14 protein-coding genes are annotated in these 13,793 nt (G+C 63.6%); 9 read left to right on the top strand and 5 right to left on the bottom strand.

The window, feature by feature from the left end; translation table 11 throughout:
* Positions 1-89: 89 nt before the first annotated feature.
* Positions 90-362, top strand: a complete 273-nt coding sequence (locus AC1VNY_RS38430) for a hypothetical protein (protein WP_482409062.1) — start codon at positions 90-92, stop codon at positions 360-362.
* 178 nt (positions 363-540) lie between these two features.
* Positions 541-753, top strand: a complete 213-nt coding sequence (locus tag AC1VNY_RS38425; RefSeq protein WP_482409061.1) for a hypothetical protein — start codon at positions 541-543, stop codon at positions 751-753.
* A gap of 19 nt (positions 754-772) precedes the next feature.
* On the opposite strand, the gene AC1VNY_RS38420 is transcribed toward AC1VNY_RS38425, so the two are convergent.
* The gene (locus tag AC1VNY_RS38420) at positions 773-985 is read right to left on the bottom strand and encodes a hypothetical protein (RefSeq protein ID WP_482409060.1); all 213 of its coding nucleotides are present in this window, start codon (positions 983-985) and stop codon (positions 773-775) included.
* 401 nt (positions 986-1,386) lie between these two features.
* On the opposite strand from AC1VNY_RS38420, the gene AC1VNY_RS38415 reads away from it, so the two are divergent.
* On the top strand, positions 1,387-2,535 hold the full coding sequence (locus AC1VNY_RS38415) for an ABC transporter substrate-binding protein (protein ID WP_253607293.1): 1,149 nt from the start codon (positions 1,387-1,389) through the stop codon (positions 2,533-2,535).
* Between the two features lie 4 nt (positions 2,536-2,539).
* On the opposite strand, the gene AC1VNY_RS38410 is transcribed toward AC1VNY_RS38415, so the two are convergent.
* From AC1VNY_RS38410 to AC1VNY_RS38395, 4 genes are all read right to left on the bottom strand, one after another.
* Positions 2,540-3,175, bottom strand: a complete 636-nt coding sequence (locus tag AC1VNY_RS38410; RefSeq protein WP_482409059.1) for a class I SAM-dependent methyltransferase — start codon at positions 3,173-3,175, stop codon at positions 2,540-2,542.
* A gap of 114 nt (positions 3,176-3,289) precedes the next feature.
* Positions 3,290-4,414, bottom strand: coding sequence for a M48 family metallopeptidase (locus AC1VNY_RS38405; RefSeq protein ID WP_482409058.1), 1,125 nt, complete (start codon positions 4,412-4,414; stop codon positions 3,290-3,292).
* A 4-nt stretch (positions 4,415-4,418) separates the two neighbouring features.
* Positions 4,419-5,570 carry a DUF898 family protein gene (locus AC1VNY_RS38400; RefSeq protein ID WP_482409075.1) on the bottom strand — a complete coding sequence of 384 codons (1,152 nt, stop codon included), beginning with the start codon at positions 5,568-5,570 and terminating at the stop codon, positions 4,419-4,421.
* 272 nt (positions 5,571-5,842) lie between these two features.
* On the bottom strand, positions 5,843-6,640 hold the full coding sequence (locus tag AC1VNY_RS38395; RefSeq protein ID WP_482409057.1) for a helix-turn-helix transcriptional regulator: 798 nt from the start codon (positions 6,638-6,640) through the stop codon (positions 5,843-5,845).
* A 161-nt stretch (positions 6,641-6,801) separates the two neighbouring features.
* Here AC1VNY_RS38395 and AC1VNY_RS38390 point away from each other — a divergent pair, with 161 nt between their 5' ends.
* From AC1VNY_RS38390 to AC1VNY_RS38365, 6 genes are all read left to right on the top strand, one after another.
* Positions 6,802-6,993, top strand: coding sequence for a hypothetical protein (locus AC1VNY_RS38390; protein ID WP_482409056.1), 192 nt, complete (start codon positions 6,802-6,804; stop codon positions 6,991-6,993).
* A gap of 105 nt (positions 6,994-7,098) precedes the next feature.
* On the top strand, positions 7,099-7,269 hold the full coding sequence (locus AC1VNY_RS38385; RefSeq protein ID WP_482409055.1) for a hypothetical protein: 171 nt from the start codon (positions 7,099-7,101) through the stop codon (positions 7,267-7,269).
* A gap of 107 nt (positions 7,270-7,376) precedes the next feature.
* The gene (locus tag AC1VNY_RS38380; protein WP_482409054.1) at positions 7,377-8,510 is read left to right on the top strand and encodes a Crp/Fnr family transcriptional regulator; all 1,134 of its coding nucleotides are present in this window, start codon (positions 7,377-7,379) and stop codon (positions 8,508-8,510) included.
* Positions 8,511-8,752: 242 nt separating this feature from the next.
* On the top strand, positions 8,753-10,024 hold the full coding sequence (locus tag AC1VNY_RS38375; protein ID WP_482409053.1) for a cytochrome P450: 1,272 nt from the start codon (positions 8,753-8,755) through the stop codon (positions 10,022-10,024).
* Positions 10,025-10,249: 225 nt separating this feature from the next.
* A complete protein-coding gene (locus tag AC1VNY_RS38370) occupies positions 10,250-11,524 on the top strand; it encodes a cytochrome P450 (protein WP_482409052.1) in 1,275 nt (424 codons plus the stop codon).
* Positions 11,525-11,862: 338 nt separating this feature from the next.
* A complete protein-coding gene (locus tag AC1VNY_RS38365; RefSeq protein WP_482409051.1) occupies positions 11,863-13,704 on the top strand; it encodes a class I SAM-dependent methyltransferase in 1,842 nt (613 codons plus the stop codon).
* Positions 13,705-13,793: the final 89 nt, after the last annotated feature.

The raw sequence follows: 13,793 nt of genomic DNA, 5'->3' as shown, positions 1-13,793 counted from the left end.
AACGGTTCTGTCCACCTCGGTCTCGCGGATTAGACTGGCGGCGACGGAGTGCGGCAGGTCGGCTTTGGGCCAAAAGCGGTTATCATCTATTGATCCGCTTCGCCCTTGGGCAAGCCAAGAAGCAATTTGATGAGGGTTACGGCTGCCGCGCATCCGAAAACGACAAAAACTGCGTCGATCGCGAGCGCGCCCGCCAAGCTCAATGGATGATCGGCGAAAGTTATGAGTTGGTAGTTGTTTGGCTCGCCTCTGCTTTTGAAGTTCGCCCAGTGCTGTCCGGTGGAGCACCAGCCGAGCAGGTTATACCCCCCGTATATGCCTATGGAGATAAATGCCATCAGAACGAGAAACGCTTTCGATAGTCTCCAGGACATGCTCCCGGGTGATGGATTTCGCTGGGCCATCAAGCAGGCTATCACACATTCAACCGCTCGAAATTCGTATTCGAAGACATAATCAGCAACATACCGCCGATGCGGGTCGTGCTATCGCCTGGTGATTGCAGATTTGATGCGACCGTTGCGCGAACGGAGACGACCGATGGAATGTGCGATCCGGCCTGCGCGCGACGAGGACGCCGCCGCGATCAGCGCGGTGATCCTGCGCGCGCTGCGCGAGACCAACGCCAAGGACTATGCGAGCGAGATCATCGAAAGGGTCGAGCGGAGCTTCCGTCCAGAGGCCGTGCGCGACAGCTATCACGGGGACGAGCGGACGATCATCATGGAGCGGTCGTTGCAGGACCGCCCGTAGCTCGTCAATGAACCAGGTCCTAGGCCGCAAACACCAGCGGCCTCGCCATCTCGGCCATTGTCGGCACCAGCGACGGCGCCTCGCAATCCTGCAGCGCGAGCTCGTCGACCAGCTCTCGCAGCCTTGGCGGCAGATCGGCGTAGTCGCCGCGCAGGGCGTGGCGCAGCCGCTCGCCAATCTCTTCGCAGATGGCGCGCGCGTGCTCGGACGCAATCGGATGATGCTTAGTCATGGACGTGGACCGCTGGCGATGGCCGCGCGCCGTCCCACTGCACTTCCGCAACCACGGATCCCGCATGTGCACATGCGATCAAGACGAGGATCCGAACAATGCTGAACATGGTTCGTACTCCCTTTTCGGGTTCTTCAATAACAGGAGGTCGTTGCCGCCCGATTAGGGAAACTGGTTCTCACGGCCTTTAAGGGATTGGTAAACGCGAGGTTCACGACCGGCGGAGCCCGATCAGGTGCTCCGGACGGCGTCGGCCTCGCCATCTCCGTTCGTCGTTCCGGCACCTCTATGTCCCCAATCAGGGGGACAGACGGATCGGGCGGAATCAATATGATGCGCGAGCCGACGGCGGTCGGCTATCATCGGCCGCAGATAAAAAGAACCTGCTGGGAGGATTTGCAATGAAGCTGGCCATGGCCGGACTGTTGACATTTGCGAGCGCGATCCTGATTGCGCCGGGCGCGCGTGCCGACATCAAGGTCGGCGTCGTGGTGTCCGGATCCGGACCGGGCTCGGCGCTCGGCCAGCCGCAGATGCGCACCATCGCCGCGCTGCCGAAGGAGATCGGCGGCGAGAAGGTCACCTATATCGCGCTCGACGACGAGTCCGACCCGACCAAGGGCACGCAGAATGCCCGGCGCCTCGTGATCCAGGACGGCGTCGATATCCTGATCGGCTCCTCGCTCACCCCGGTGACCATGCCGATGCTCGACGTCGCCGTGGAGAGCAAGACGCCGATCATCTCGCTCGCGGCGGCGACCGCGATCGTGCAGCCGATGGACGACCGCCGCCGCTGGGCGTTCAAGGTGGTGCCCAATGACGACCTGATGGCGGCGGCGATCCTGAAATACATCGCCAAGTCCGGCATCAAGACGCTCGGCTATATCGGCGTCTCCGACGGCTATGGCGAAGGCTATTACAAGGAGGTGTCGCGGCTCGCCCCTCAGCTCGGCCTCACCGTGACGACGCATGAGGTTTATGCGCGCGCCGACACCAGCGCGATGGGCCAGGCGCTGAAGGTGATCGCGACCAATCCGGAAGCGGTGTTCATCGCCTCCGCCGGCACGCCGGCGGTGCTGCCGCAGGAGGCGCTGCGCAGCCGCGGCTATGCCGGCAAGATCTTCCAGACCCATGGCGTGGCCTCGGAAGAGTTCATCAAGCTCGGCGGCGCCAATGTCGAGGGCGCGATCTTCACCGGCGAAGCCTTCACCATCGCCGACGATCTGCCGGCGAACGATCCGTTCCGCCAGGTGCGCGACGAGTTCGTGTCGTCCTACGAGAAGGCCAACGGCTCGAGGCCGAACATCTTCGGCGCCCATCTGTGGGACGCCGTCACGCTGTTCAAGCGGGCGGCGGCGAATGCGCTGAAGACCGCAAAGCCCGGCACGGCGGAATTCCGCGCCGCGCTGCGCGACGAGCTCGAGCGCGGCAAGGACGTCTACCTGAACAACGGCCTCTCGACGATGAGCCCGACCGACCACAACGGCTATGACGAGCGGTCGGCGTTCCTGATCAAGGTCGAGGGCGGCAAGTTCCGGCTGGTGAAGTAGAGCGTCACCTCTTGCGCGCCACGATGTAGGGGCGGTGATCGTCGCCCCTCGTTGCATGGTTCTCTGCGGCAACAATCTCGAACCCGCCGGCATTCAAGAACTCGCGCAGTCTCTCGGACGTGAACACGCCGGCATGGGGCGCCATTCCGATCGCGCGCATCGCCGGCAGCACAAGCCGGACCAGCGGGTTCATCTCGCCAACACAGGGCGTCTTGGAAATGAAAACGCCATCTGCCACCAGCAGCGCGTGAATCCGGCAGAGAGTGCCATGCAGGTCCCGAACCAGATGGAGGTAGTTGAACCCCAGGATGGCGTCGAACGGTCCAGCGTCGACCGCAGTGGTATCGGCAGTCGCGACCCGGAACGTCAGACCCCGGATCGGCGTCGTCGCGTGCTTCTCATTGGCGATCGCAATCATCTCCGCCGAAATGTCGGTGGCGAGATAACTCTCGACGCCGCCGGCGAGCCGGAGCGCCGTGGTGCCGGTCCCGCAACCGAGCTCCAGCACACGATCGCTGGATTTCAACAGTGCGCGGGTGCGGTCCAGCGTGCGCTCATATTCGGCCGGCGCTGCGACCGGCCGCGCGGCATATTTGCGTGCAGCCCGGTCCCAGAAGCGGGCGTCGCTTTCGATGGTCAAGACGGGCAAATCCTCCGGGCGCGTGCGGGCTCAAAGACCATGAGCAGTCTGCACCCACCCAGGTCAATTCCGTCAAAATGTCGCGCTAGCCTGCTCCAGTCGAAATCCCCTGCGTCACACCTTGCCCTTGCCCGCCGCGCAGATACCCTTCAGCGCCTGCCATTCGGCCGATGACAGCAGCGGCGGGCCGTCGGGCCGGCCGGCGGCATCGGCCTTGTCCATGCGCGCGAGGCGGTCCTCGGTCAAGGGATGGCTTGAGACCAGCGAGAGCCCCTTGCCGCCCTCCTTGCCGGTGACGCGGAACATCAGTTCGCCCATCGGCTTGGCCGGACGGCCGAGCTTGTGCATGGTCTCGATCGCGAAGCTGTCGGCATTGGTCTCGGCATCGCGCGAATAGGACGACGTCACCAGCGAGCGCGAGGCGAAGATCAGCGCCCCCGAGCCGGTGACATCGCCGAACAACAGCCCGATCAGGAACGAGGTGCCGCCATTGTGGATCAATTCGCGCATGCTGTCGCGGTGCCGGAGATGGCCGAGCTCATGCGCCAGGACGCCGGCGATCTCGTCGGGGTTCTCGGCTTTCTCCAGCAACCCGTCGAACAGATAGACCTTGCCGCCGGGCAGCGCGAAGGCGTTCGGCACCGACGTCGCCAGCACGCCCGACTGCACCGAGGTGTCGAAGCCCGCGGACTGCCGCAACTTGCCGACCAGCTTCGCGAAGGCCGCCTGGCCGGCCGGGTTGCTGCAGGGCTTGCCGTCGAACAGCACCTTGACCTGCGCCTCCGCGACATCGCCGATGCGACGCTCGAACGAGTCGGGCACCAGCGGCGTCAGCCGCTCGGCGGCCAGCGGCACGCCGAACAGCACCACCAGCACGATCGACACTGCGGCCGCGAGCGACCAGCCGACGATCGCGGCGACGCCCCTGCGGTTGGGCAGCCCTTCCTCGAGCGTGTCGCAGCGCGCGACGAGCGCGGCGGTCAGCCCGGCATCGCGGATGTCGAGCCGCGCCAGAGGCGGTGCGGTCAGGCAGCTCAGCCGCAACAGGCCGGACGGGCTGTCGGCGCGGCGGATGTCGTGAAACGCCCAACGCGCCAGCAGCGCGCCGTCTTCCCTGATCTCCAGCGCATCGGACAGTTTGAGCGCGACGATGCGCCGCCGGTTCGACAGACCGTCGAAGAAGACGCCGCCGGGATTAGGCAGCGCCGCGGAGCCTGTCTCGCTGGAATCGGATTCCATGAGGCTAGAAACCCCCGACGTCGAGGCCATCGGCAAAGCCTTCGCCGAGCGCATTGGCGAGCTCGCCGCGCGCGGTGACGTTGGCCGCCGCCCCGATATTGTGCACGATGGTCGACGACAGCACCCGGACCCAGAGATCGCGCATCAGATAGACCCGCAACACCACGTTCAGCGCCAGCGCGAAGGCGAGATAGCCGATGCCGAGCAGCACGATCAGAGGAATGCTCTTGGCGAACGCCTCGGTCCTGAAGAAATCCGCGATCGAGGAGCCGTCCATGCTGGCGACCAGCAGGGTGCAGAGCGCGAGATAGGCCGCGAACAGCAGGCCGAGCAGCACGACCCAGCCGATCACCTTCCAGTACAGGCCGATCAGCGCGCCGCGGCGGAGCGTGGATTCCAGCCTCACTTCGCCGAAGCGGATTCCAGACACCCACCAGCGCCACTCGACCGCCTTGAACGCGGCATAGGCGAACGGGGCGAAGATCGTGCTGTAGAGCGCGAACGGCATCAGCACCCAGAGCCACCAGCCCCGCTTGAAGAACTCCCAGCCGCGGCCCTCGAACGAGCCTTGCAGGTCGCCGTAATAGGAGTGCCGCATCTTGTAGCGTTCGAGCGCCGCCTCGCGCCAGGGCAGCGCGAGGCCGAGCGTGATCACGACCAGCACGCCCCAGAGCGAGGCCTTGAGCGCATAAACCCAGCCCGAGCCGCTCATCCAGAAGCGGACGCCGCGCCACACCGTGCGGGTCAGCCGGTAACGCCGCGCGCGATAGATCGCGAACTGGCCGAACAAATAGAAGAAGGCGACCAGCGGCAGCGAGGCGAACGCCTTGAGATGCTCCGCCTCGATGCCGATCAGGAAATAGCCGAGATAGATCGGCACCAGGATCGCGAGCGCGACCAGGAAGCCGATCAGGAGCTCCTTGCCGCGGCCGGTATATTCCGGCGCGTCGCCATCGATCTGGCTGTTCGACCACAGATGACGGCGGATGTCGGTGGTGAGCCAGAACCGGTAGAAGCCGACCGTGACCAGCTCGAGCCCGGCGCCGCGCGCGACCAGGCGAAAGAACTGCTTCCGGTTCCCTGAAAACGCCACCGGCATCGGCGGCGGGGCCGGCTGCGGGGGCGGCTGCGGCGGCCCCAGCGGGGTCCAGCTCATGTCGTTCACGGGATGGCTCCTGGACGGGACAATCTCTGGGTTATCAAAAGCACAGATTTGTCGTCCCGAGTGTGATCCAGGTTTCACACAAGGTCGAGAGCCGAGGCGATTTTTTGGCGCGGTGCAGTTGGCTTTGCCTTAACGAGATTGCCGGAAACCGTGTCCGCACTCCGGGAAACCCGGCGCGGTTCACTTTCCGAGATGGTCCTCCGCGATGGCCAGGATTGCTCTTCTCGCCGAATCTTGCCGCATGAGACTGCGACCGCTGTTCGCTATCGCAGCTTGCCGAGCCACAGCGCGGTGAGCGCCGAGCGATTGCGCACGCCGAACTTGGCGTAGATCGACTTGACGTGGAAATGCGTGGTGTTCGGACTTTGGTCGAGCCTCTGCGCGATCTGCTTTTCCGTGTGCCCGTCGAGCAGCGCGAGCAACACCCTGCGTTCAGCAGGTGTCAGGGCTGCATTGGCGATCAGCAGGCCGTGGCTGAGCAGTTGCTGACGGTGAAACCATCTTAACCCGCGCATCACGAAGCCCAGGCGCTGGCCGTCCTGCGCCGAGAAGCGAGGGGCCTCCGCATCGCGAAATACGAACAGGCGAATCCTCACGTCGTCATTGAGCGCAATGCGCACGGAAATGCTGTCGGCGAAGCCGACGTCCAAATAGTGCCGCCGATAGTGCTCGCCCTCGAACCATTCCGGCGGCAGCGCTTCGAACAACAGGCGGACGCGGAACGGCTCATCTCCCGACATGGAAAGGATCTGAGACAGGTCGACGTCGCGGGACCAGAGCGTATCGAACTGCTTCTGCACGGATGCTGCCACCGCCGGTATCGGGTCCAGCACCCGGACGAGGCGCGGACGCCAACCGAGCAAGGGATCGGCCCGCTTCGGCGAAGGCAATCGCACGACAACACCCCATAGCACATTGCGTGCCGACAACATGGTACGCAGTGCGGCTAGCAGATGTGTCAGTGCGGCGTCGCCGTCGCCGACGGAGAACTCGGCCAGCCGATCCCAGAGTGCATAGACATCTTGATTCTGCGGATTGCTGGAATCCGTGGATAGATACATGTCCCCCCGAAACAAGTGCGCAGGTCATCGACCTTCGAGCAAGCATAGGAGACACCGGACCACCTTTCTAGGTAGTTCCCAGGCGCATCACGTGGCGCGATATTCAGTGCGGGTGTTGGGAAGACTGGCCTTCTCACCGTCACGATATTCGGAGATTAACGATGCGCACAGCAACGGGCGCGCGCCGGCTTGACACGCCCGACGACGACCGGACGGAGCGGCGGTGGCGTCTCGGCTTTTTCATCGCCCTATCATGCGCCGTTTTGATTGCACTCGCAGCCTTCGCGCAGGAGCACACTGCTGAAGCGCTGATCCGACCTACTGGCCCGCTGCCGGCGATCAACATTCCCTGATCGAGGCGCTGTTGGCGCACCATTTGCCTGGAGCCGAGATTTCATTTGCATTGGAAGCACGACGCTCGCCAAAGCCCAGTCATTAGCCAACTCCTGGAGATCATCATGCGCGCCGTTGCAATTGCTGCGATTGCAAACGCTTTTGTTCGCATATTCCCCGCATCGTCATTGCAAGCAAACGTCCTCAAGCAGACCGCGATGCTCTGTGGAGCGGTCCTCTTGGTGTGGCTGCTGTCGGTGACTTATGGGCTGGATCTCAGTGCCGGATTCTTCTAGCCGATCGGCATCTGATTTTTGCGTCTGCTTCGGTATCCAGCCCCCTTGAGCCACATGTGCAGGGGTCGTCGCGCTCTTCAGGGGCAAGTCCATAGAAGGACGCGGAAATGCTCTGCTCAGACGTTTTGCTCTGCGGCTCGAAGTCCTGGGTTGAAGCTGCCGGCTATCTCGCATCGCTTCTCGTCTTCGCCACGTTTTGCATGAAGACGATGCTCCCGCTCAGGATCGCGGCCATCTTGAGCAATGTCGCGTTCATCGCATACGCGTTCTTCGACGGCTTGTATCCCATCCTCGTCCTTCACTCGGTTCTGCTGCCTCTTAACGTCATCCGAACAGTCCAAATGCTCCGCCTCAGGCGAATTGTGGAGCAGGCATCCAAAGGCGAACTCATAACCGAACCGCTACGTCCGTTCATGAAATCCGCGACGTGGAAGGCCGGGGAGATCATTTTCAGGCAAGGCGATTACGCCGATCGCATCTATCTGCTTGCAAAAGGAAGCGTACGGCTGAATGAAATCGATCTCGTTCTAGGGGCGGGAGAGCTGTTCGGGGAAATTGGCGTTTTCTCGACGGCACATGAGCGCACCCAGACGGCTCAGGCAATTTCCGATGTCGAGCTGCTCTGGCTCACCGAGGGCGAGCTCGCCCAGGTGTGCCATGCGAATCCTGCCCTGGCTTTCCACTTCCTGAAGCTGTCGATCAACCGCCTGCTGGCAACACGGGACGCCAGCCGGGTCGTTCCTTCGTGGTCCCAGTACCCCCGGCCGGCGAGAACGAGCTTCGAACCTCAACGAGGGAAATACATACTTACCGATCAGGTGATGGAACGACCAGCAAGGACGCCGCCGCAAGCGAGGACAGGTGCGATGAACAGATGGACCTTGTCGGCATGCCTTCTGGCGCTCACGGCAGCTCCGGCTGCTGCCGTCGATATGCGGCTGGATTCCTATCGCAATCCGAAGAATGAGAACTTTCGCATCTTCAATCATATGTACCTGGACGGCGTCAGGGGCGGCCTGATGGCCTCCAATGCCTGGCTGAAACGGCATGGCGGCCAATTGTTGTTCTGCATGCCCGACGACCTTGCACTGAGCAGCGAGCAGACCGAAGAGATCATGCTGAAGTCCGCCGGCAAGCGGTCGGCGAAAGGTGAGATGGTGATCGCTCTCCTGCTGCTGTGGGGGATGCAGGACACCTACCCCTGCGAAAAACCCGCCGGCGAGAAAACCGGCAGTCAATAAACGGCGCCCGCACCGTTCGCACGCCGCCGCCCGACCAAATCAAACGCCGTTTCAAACGGGCGTGGTCGCCGACGCGGCCCCTTCACCACCGGAAAAGCCCGGATTCGGCCGCTTTGGCCTGACATCAATGCGGCCAAATGCGCGTCGAGAGCCCTTGCGCAAACCGCCGAATGGGAATGTAATTCGGTAAAACATGCCGCGCCGGCCATGCCCCGGCAGCTCAAACGGTTGAGGAGCCGCTCATGCACGGGACCATCGATCTCGTCGACAACACGAATCTGGACGCCGCGCGCGAACGCGCCAACACGCTTCCGCTTTCGGACTACGATCCCGGCAATCCCGAGCTGTTCAAGACCGATACCTTCTGGCCGTATTTCGACCGGCTGCGCCGCGAGGATCCGGTGCACTATTGCAAGGACTCGATGTTCGGTCCGTACTGGTCAATCACCCGCTACAACGACATCATGGACATCGAGACCAACCACTCGGTGTTCTCCTCGGCTGCCTCGCTCGGCGGCATCACCATCCGCGACGTGCCGCCGGATCTGCGCCGCGAAAGCTTCATCGCGATGGACCAGCCGCGCCATTCCGCGCAGCGCAAGACCGTGGCGCCGATGTTCACGCCGACCCACCTCGACGAGCTTGCCACCAACATCCGCAAGCGCTCGACCGAGTGCCTCGACAATCTGCCGCGCAGCGAGGTGTTCGACTGGGTCGACAAGGTCTCGATCGAGCTGACGACCCAGATGCTCGCGGTGCTGTTCGACTTCCCCTGGGAGGACCGCCGCAAGCTGACGCGCTGGTCCGACGTCGCGACCACCCTGCCCGGCGCCGGTGGCCTCGTCGCCACCGAAGACGAGCGGCAGGCCGAACTGATGGAATGCGCGAGCTATTTCGCACGGCTGTGGAAGGAGCGCGCCAGCCAGCCGCCGAAGAGCGATCTGCTCTCGATGATGGCGCACAGCGACGCCACGCGGAACATGGATCCGAAGAACTTCCTCGGCAACCTGATCCTGCTGATCGTCGGTGGTAACGACACCACGCGCAACACGCTGTCCGGCAGCATCTATGCGCTGAGCAAGCATCCTGAGCAGTACCGCAAGCTGCGCGAGAACCCGGCGCTGATCGACAGCTTCGTGCCCGAGGTGATCCGCTGGCAGACGCCGCTCGCCCATATGCGGCGCACCGCGCTCGCCGACTACGAGTTCCGCGGCCGCCAGATCAAGAAGGGCGACAAGGTGGTGATGTGGTACGTCTCGGGCAACCGCGACGAGGAAGCGATCGAGAAGCCCTACGAGTTCCTGATCGACCGCGCCCGGCCGCGCACCCACATCTCATTCGGCTTCGGCATCCACCGCTGCGTCGGCCTGCGGCTTGCCGAGCTGCAGCTCAAGATCATCTGGGAGGAGATCCTCAAGCGCTTCGACACCATCGAGGTGGTGGACGAGCCGCAGCGGGTGTATTCCAGCTTCATCAAAGGCTACGAGACGCTGCCAGTGCGCATCGCCGCCTGACGCTGCATCCGCTATCGTGTTGTTGAAACATTTGCGTCGCTTGGCCTGAGTTAGGAAGGCACATCGGATGGGTTCCCTCCCCCCTTGCGGGGGAGGGTTAGGGAGAGGGGTAAGCCGCACGGGCAGTGTTCGCGGCTCACCCCTCTCTCCAACTCTCCCCCGCAAGGGGGGAGAGAGCCCAACCACCTCCCGTGCGGCTTTGGCATCATTGTGTGGAGAAAGATCATGAACATCCATGCCGCAGTCAGCGCCGACCGGGCCGAGCTGCTGCGCCAGGCCCGCGAGGAAGCCTATTCGACACCGCTTAGGGATTTTCATCCCGGCGCGCCAAGACTGTTCCAGAACGACACGCTGTGGCCGTGGTTCGAGCGGCTGCGCAAGGAAGAGCCGGTGCACTACTGCACCAATGCGCCGATCGAACCCTATTGGTCTGTCGTGAAGTACAACGACATCATGCATGTCGACACCAGCCACGGCATCTTCTCCTCGGACTCCACGCTCGGCGGCATCTCGATCCGCGACGTGCCGCCCGGCTACGACTATCCGAGCTTCATCGCGATGGACCAGCCGAGGCACGCCCATCAGCGCAAGACCGTGTCGCCGATGTTCACGCCGACGCATCTCGACGAGCTGGCAAAGCTGATCCGGCAGCGTTCGGCCAGCGTGCTCGACAACCTGCCGCGCAACGAGACCTTCAATTTCGTCGAGCGCGTCTCGATCGAATTGACCACCCAGATGCTGGCGACGCTGTTCGACTTCCCCTGGGAGGAGCGGCGCAAGCTGACGCGCTGGTCCGACGTCTCCACGGCGCTGCCGAAGAGCGGCATCGTCGAGTCGCCGGAGCAGCGGCGGCAGGAGATGGACGAGTGCTACGCCTATTTCTCGAAGCTCTGGAACGAGCGCGTCAACGCTCCGCCGCGCAACGACCTTTTGTCGATGATGGCGCACAGCGACGCCACGCGGCACATGGACCCCGATAATCTGATGGGCAACATCATCCTGCTGATCGTCGGCGGCAACGACACCACGCGCAACACCATGAGCGGCTCGGTGCTGGCGCTGCACGAGCACCCCGACCAGTTCCAGAAGCTGAAGGAGAACCCCGCGCTGATCGACACCATGGTGCCGGAGGTGATCCGCTGGCAGACGCCGCTGGCGCATATGCGGCGCACCGCCCTTCAGGACACCGAGATCGGCGGCAAGACGATCAGGAAGGGCGACCGCGTCGTGATGTGGTACGTCTCCGGCAACCGCGACGACGATGTGATCGACCGTCCGAACGAGTTCATCATCGACCGGCCGCGGCCGCGCATCCACCTGTCGTTCGGCTTCGGCATCCACCGCTGCGTCGGCATGCGGCTCGCCGAGTTGCAGCTTCGGATCGTCTGGGAAGAAATGCTGAAGCGCTTCGACCGTATCGAGGTAGTCGGCGAGCCGAAGCGGGTCTATTCCAGCTTCGTCCGCGGCATCGAGAACCTGCCGGTGCGGATTCCGGGCTGAAGCTAGAGCATGATGAAGTGAGGATGAGCTAGCAACCGCGACGACGCTGCGCTCCCTCTCCCGCTTGCGGGGGAGGGCTGGGGTGGAGGTATTGCCACGAGTCTCCTCGCGGAGAGAACCCCCACCCGCCGCGCTCCGGACGACGCTTCGCGTCGCTCGTCGCGCGTCGGCCTCCCCCGCAAGCGGGAGAGGCGAAACGAGTCTGCGGCTCGGCTGATCCAACCAAAAATCATCACGCTCTAGATTGTCCTTGGCCACAAGCGCGATCGGCCCTATGTCTTTGCCGGGCGTAGGGGATTGATGCACCGCGTCTTGCAGTTTGGGCCAGTTGACGGAACATGAACCGAAAAGAACGGCGTGCGGCTGGTAAGCGACGGGATGAGTCCGCCAAGAACGCACCAGCCTTCGCCTCTGCAGGCGTCAGCATTGCCGATCTCGCCGCTGAGGCCAGCCGCTTCTACGCGATGCGCCGCTTCAACGAAGCGCAGGAGATCTGCCGGCAGATTCTCGCGCGCGAGCCTGGCCATGTGCAGAGCCTGAATCTTCTCGGCCTGATGGCGCAGGCTGCCGGCGATCACCGGGCTGCCGCGAAGATGTTCACCAAGGCGATTGCCTCGGACGACGTCAACGCCGCGTGCCACTACAACGCCGGCAACTCCTACCAGGCCCTGGGCAATCGCAGCAAGGCGGCCGCGCATTTCAGCAAGGCGCTGGCGCTCGGCATGGATGCGAAGGCCGTCGGCTTCATCCTGCAAAGTCCGACCGTGACCAGCTATGTCGGGCGGATTGCAAGCAAGTGGCCGCTGCCGGTGACAAGCTCCGAATTGTTCGGCAGCGAGGGCGTCGCACCACTTGCGCGCGACCTGTTCCTGCGCTCGGCGATGGAAGCGACGACGCTGGCAAGCATGGAGCTCGAGGTGCTGCTCGGATATGCGCGGGCCGAGGTGCTGCGGCTCGCGAGCAAGCCGGATCGGGATGAAGTCGACGACGATATCGTGGCCTTTGCCTGCGCGCTCGCGCGGCAATGCTTCATCAACGAATATGTCTATGCGCAGACCGAGGCGGAAAGCGAAGGTGCCGGCGCGCTGCGCGATCGATTGCTGCAGGACCTGGCTTCAGGCGCTGCGATCTCGCCGCTCACGCTGGCCATGGTCGCCGCCTACTTCCCGCTTCATGCCTTGCCGACGGCGGACGCGCTGCTGCGCCGGGATTGGCCCGCGACTGTCGCCGGCCTGTTGCGGGTGCAGCTTCGCGAACCCCGCGAGGAGATGGAAGAGCGCAGCACCATTCCAACGCTCACACCGATCAAGAACAGCGTGTCGGTCGACGTGATGCGCCAATACGAGGAAAATCCCTATCCACGCTGGACCGTCAACCCGCTGACGGCATTCGCCGCCGATCGGGCGCGGGGACGAACCGTCGCGACCGCGGACCAGCAAGCCGAACGGGATATCCTGATCGCGGGGTGCGGCACCGGCTCGCACGCGATCCAGATCGCGCAGGTCTATCCCAATGCCCGCTTGCTCGCCGTCGACATCAGCATGACCAGCCTCGCCTATGCGCGCCGCAAGACGCGGGAGCTCGGCTTGCGCAACATCGACTATGCGCAGGCGGACATCCTGGAGTTGGGCTCGATCGATCGCAGCTTCGACAGCATCGAGTCGGTCGGCGTGCTGCATCATCTTGCCGAACCCTTGGCCGGCTGGCGCGTGCTGGTCTCGCTGCTGCGGCCGGGCGGCACCATGCGCATCGGGCTCTACAGCAATCTGGCGCGCCGCGTCATCGTCGAGGCCCGCGATCGCATCGCGGCGCGCGGTTATCGCGCCACCGCCGACGACATCAGACGCTGCCGGCAGGACATCTTCCGCGAAGCCGACAAATGGAAGCCGCTGATCGGCGCCAAGGATTTCTACAGCATGAGCGGCTGCCGCGATCTGCTGTTCAACGTCATGGAACACCGGTTGACTATTCCGGAGATCGCGGCATTCCTCAGCGAACACGGCCTGACGTTTGGGGGATTCGAGCCGTTTGACGATCCGGCGGTGCTCGAACAATTCCGCAAGAAGTTTCCCGGCGGAGCCGACGAGACCAATCTCGATCAGTGGCACCGCTTCGAGGTCGATCACCCCGAGACGTTCTGGGACATGTACGTGTTCGTGGTGCTAAGGACCGGGCCCTGACGGCGGGGCGCTAGAGCATGATAACGTTGAGTCGAACTGGCGACCGCGCATGAACTGCGCTCCCTCTCCCGCTTGCGGGAGGGCTGGGG

The organism is Bradyrhizobium ferriligni, from assembly GCF_056837965.1.
This window is presented reverse-complemented; position numbering and strand designations above follow the sequence as displayed.

Bases quoted from the DNA above. Each gene is read 5' to 3' on its own strand.
- AC1VNY_RS38425 (WP_482409061.1), top strand. From the start codon at position 541: ATGGAATGTGCGATCCGGCCTGCGCGCGACGAGGACGCCGCCGCGATC.
- AC1VNY_RS38420 (WP_482409060.1), bottom strand. From the start codon at position 985: ATGACTAAGCATCATCCGATTGCGTCCGAGCACGCGCGCGCCATCTGC.
- AC1VNY_RS38415 (WP_253607293.1), top strand. From the start codon at position 1,387: ATGAAGCTGGCCATGGCCGGACTGTTGACATTTGCGAGCGCGATCCTG.
- AC1VNY_RS38405 (WP_482409058.1), bottom strand. From the start codon at position 4,414: ATGGAATCCGATTCCAGCGAGACAGGCTCCGCGGCGCTGCCTAATCCC.
- AC1VNY_RS38400 (WP_482409075.1), bottom strand. From the start codon at position 5,570: ATGAGCTGGACCCCGCTGGGGCCGCCGCAGCCGCCCCCGCAGCCGGCC.
- AC1VNY_RS38395 (WP_482409057.1), bottom strand. From the start codon at position 6,640: ATGTATCTATCCACGGATTCCAGCAATCCGCAGAATCAAGATGTCTAT.
- AC1VNY_RS38390 (WP_482409056.1), top strand. From the start codon at position 6,802: ATGCGCACAGCAACGGGCGCGCGCCGGCTTGACACGCCCGACGACGAC.
- AC1VNY_RS38385 (WP_482409055.1), top strand. From the start codon at position 7,099: ATGCGCGCCGTTGCAATTGCTGCGATTGCAAACGCTTTTGTTCGCATA.
- AC1VNY_RS38380 (WP_482409054.1), top strand. From the start codon at position 7,377: ATGCTCTGCTCAGACGTTTTGCTCTGCGGCTCGAAGTCCTGGGTTGAA.
- AC1VNY_RS38375 (WP_482409053.1), top strand. From the start codon at position 8,753: ATGCACGGGACCATCGATCTCGTCGACAACACGAATCTGGACGCCGCG.
- AC1VNY_RS38370 (WP_482409052.1), top strand. From the start codon at position 10,250: ATGAACATCCATGCCGCAGTCAGCGCCGACCGGGCCGAGCTGCTGCGC.
- AC1VNY_RS38365 (WP_482409051.1), top strand. From the start codon at position 11,863: ATGAACCGAAAAGAACGGCGTGCGGCTGGTAAGCGACGGGATGAGTCC.